This is a genomic window from Caldicoprobacter sp., assembly GCF_047459465.1.
Lineage (GTDB): Bacteria > Bacillota > Clostridia > Caldicoprobacterales > Caldicoprobacteraceae > Caldicoprobacter.
Window position 1 is genome coordinate 1 of the sequence record NZ_VSCO01000182.1, and the last position, 3,132, is coordinate 3,132.

3 protein-coding genes are annotated in these 3,132 nt (G+C 46.9%); 1 reads left to right on the forward strand and 2 read right to left on the reverse strand.

What is annotated here, in order from left to right; genetic code table 11:
* Positions 1-1,511 (reverse strand): ComEC/Rec2 family competence protein (locus tag FWJ59_RS08980; RefSeq protein ID WP_414481599.1); only part of this gene is annotated, 1,511 nt, incomplete at its 3' end.
* A gap of 188 nt (positions 1,512-1,699) precedes the next feature.
* Positions 1,700-2,437: an MBL fold metallo-hydrolase gene (locus FWJ59_RS08985; RefSeq protein ID WP_414481600.1), complete on the reverse strand. Its 738-nt coding sequence runs from the start codon at positions 2,435-2,437 to the stop codon at positions 1,700-1,702.
* A 264-nt stretch (positions 2,438-2,701) separates the two neighbouring features.
* Between FWJ59_RS08985 and FWJ59_RS08990 the strand changes: the two genes are divergently transcribed.
* A partial coding sequence (locus FWJ59_RS08990; protein ID WP_414481601.1) for a ribonuclease H-like YkuK family protein occupies positions 2,702-3,132 on the forward strand: 431 nt, incomplete at its 3' end.

The following is a 3,132-nucleotide window of genomic DNA, read 5'->3' on the forward strand; positions in this document are numbered from 1 at the left end:
CACCATACAAAAGGCCGCCTCACCCATCCGGGCTTTTCTGGCGATAAAATCCACAACGCCAGGTAATAGCATACTAGAAAGAGGATCGAAGGTGAAACCACCCGTATAAAAGCCCATGGGATAGCTGCCAAAATTCCATTTGCTTTGATAAGTAAAAAGCACAGAAACTTCACCGGCGGCCCCAGTAAATTTCCCACAAGCGGAATCACAAGAGCCCCTACCATCAATGCAAAAGCCATCAAGACTATCAATCCCGCCAGGGGCACCAAAATCGGGTTGGCAATTATGGCAATGGCCGAAAAAGCGTTAAAATGGTAGGCTATGAGGGGCCATACCCCCAGCTGAGCCGATAGGGTAACCGATAAGCCAGCCGCCATCCACCTGGGCAGAAACTTAAACCAGCTCTCAAAACGCTCAACAAACAGGATGATGCCTATAACAGCAGCAAACGACAGCTGAAAGCCCACATCGAAAAGGTCTAAAGGCCTAAACAGCAATATGGAGAAAGCAGCCACAAACAGATTATTGAGCATATCTGGCTGGCGCCCTACCGCTTTACCCCCCAGAAGTAAAGCGGCCATAACGGCTGCCCGCACCACCGATGGAGCAGCCCCTACCATCGCGCAGTAAAAGCATAGCAGGCATACCTGAAAGACAAAGGCCTGCTTTTTTGTAAGGGACAGCAGCCTCGCAACCGATGACAAGGCAGCTGCGATAAACCCTACATGCAGCCCCGATATGGCAAGTACATGGGATAGTCCAGTAACCTGGAAATCCCGCTGCACCTCAAAAGGCAGCAACCACTTTTGGCCAAGCAACATGGTCTTCACAAGGGCGCCCTCTTCATCGCCCACATATCGATCAAACACAGCCTCGGCGCGGCTCTTTATAGTATATATCAATGATCTTATATAGGAGAGCTCACCTACACCAATCTTTTTTATACTATACGGCTGCACCGACATAACGTTATAGATGCCGCGTCTTTGCAGATATGCTCTGTAGTTAAATCCTTTTGGATTGCGCTGTCCCGGCGGCTCTTCCAGCCTACCCCTTACCTCAACAATATCCCCATAGCTATAGCGCTGCCTTTCCTTTTGCAGGTCTTCAGGATAAACACTAAGCTGAACCTTGGTCTTTACATTTCTCTCCTTCCCATCCGCTACGACTGAAATGGTCTCAATTACGTAAATATCCCGCTGCTCATCATACCTGGGACTTTCTACAATCCGTCCATGTATCTGTACCACTTTATCGACTACATCTCCAAGGGGGTTTGCGGAATTCAGCTTCACCTGTACGGCCAAAATGCCAAACAAGCCAAATAGAATCAACACCGATATCAGGCTAGTGTTTTTCTTCCGTTCCAATCCCCAGGCCGTACCAGCCACCAGGATGGCAGCTGCTCCAACAAATAAGGCAAATTCCCTATTGAGCCTTGTCCCTATCACAATCCCCACGATATAGGCGGATGTCAGCCATATCACGGGGCGCTTCACCCAAACCGTCAAGGCCCACTAAACCCCTTCCGCCAGTATCAATCATACAAAACGCGTTAAACATTTAAAGGAGCGATCAATTTTACCTTTTAAATTTAAAGGCAGATCTCAACGGGCTGCATTTAAAATAAACAGCTTTTAAAGCGCTATTTTTTAAACTAAAAATACAACCTTCACAATTCTTCAGCCTAAGCCGTGCATCATACGCTGTATTCCTTCATTTCCTGGGCAATAAATGCCCCAGAATAGCTTTCCTTAGCTTCGGCCAGTATCTCGTTCTCATCATACCATGGCCATATATGGGTAAGCATCAGCTGCTTTACATTGGCTTTTGCAGCTATAAGCCCAACCTCCCTGGCGGTAAGATGCGGCACATTTGAACTGGTTTTGTCCTTATCCAGCAATCCCGCATCGGCAATAAACAGATCAGCGCCGCTGGCAAACGATTCTATTTTTTCGTTATAGTTAGTATCGCCGGTGTACACCAGCGTCTTGTTCCCCCCTGTGATTTTGATGCCAAAGCTCTGGACGGGATGGGTCATTTCCTGGAAATAAAATGATAGGTCCCCTATTTGTAGCTGCATGCCATCTTGAATTGGATGCACCTCAAATACGTTTTTAAAGAGTAGCCTGTCGTATTCATCTTTGGGGTTCTCGGGAACATATACCGGAAGCGGTTTAGGCTCTCTAAGCCCACGGGCGTTTAAAATATCCAGAGCATAACGCAGCACCAACATGTCAGATGCATGGTCGCTATGCAAATGAGAAACAACAATGGCCTTCAGCTCATCTATAGAACAAATCTGCTGGAGGCGGCTTAACACCCCATTGCCGCAGTCCACCAGCACCTTGGTATTTCCATCCTGTACCAAATATCCCGAGCAGGCTCCGGAAGCCGCGGGAAATGGGCCGTACTTACCAAGCACGGTAACTTTCACAGCCATCGTCCTCCTCTCTGGCTTATTTTGCCTCAAAATTGTCGATTATATATCAAATATTAGCATATTTTGTTACATAAATAAAGGAAAACCCAAGAGAAAAATTTTAAAATCCACTGTGAAAACATTATCAATTGATATATAATAATAGTATATAAGTCAAGAACTCGGGAGGGATCAGTTATAAAAGCTACAGCAACCAAGGCGGTACAGCCGCCGTTATTGTTCTCCAATTCAAAATACCATGACTTAACCTTTGACCAGGTGTATGAGCACATACTCAACTTCATCAAACAGGCCCCTTATTGCGAGTACCGCTTGTCGGTGGGCTCGGATTCACAGGTAGGCAGGAATACGGTGTTTGTGACCGCCATACACCTTCACCGCATCGGCAGGGGAGCTATCGGCTTTATCACAAAGCACGTGGTCCCCAGGCCCATGAAAAGCCTAAGAGAAAAGATATATTACGAGACCGCCAGGACGTTGGAAGTGGCAGCCCTGTTCACTCCCGATAAAATTGAGAAGATCATACAGTGCTTACTCAGACCTTCGGGCCGGTCAGGCGATATACACTTTGAATTCCATCTCGATGTAGGTACCAAAGGTGCCACCAAGGATTTAATAAATGAGATGGTGGCCATGGCCAAGGGCACAGCCTTTGAACCAAAAATTAAACCTGAAAGCTATGCAGCCAG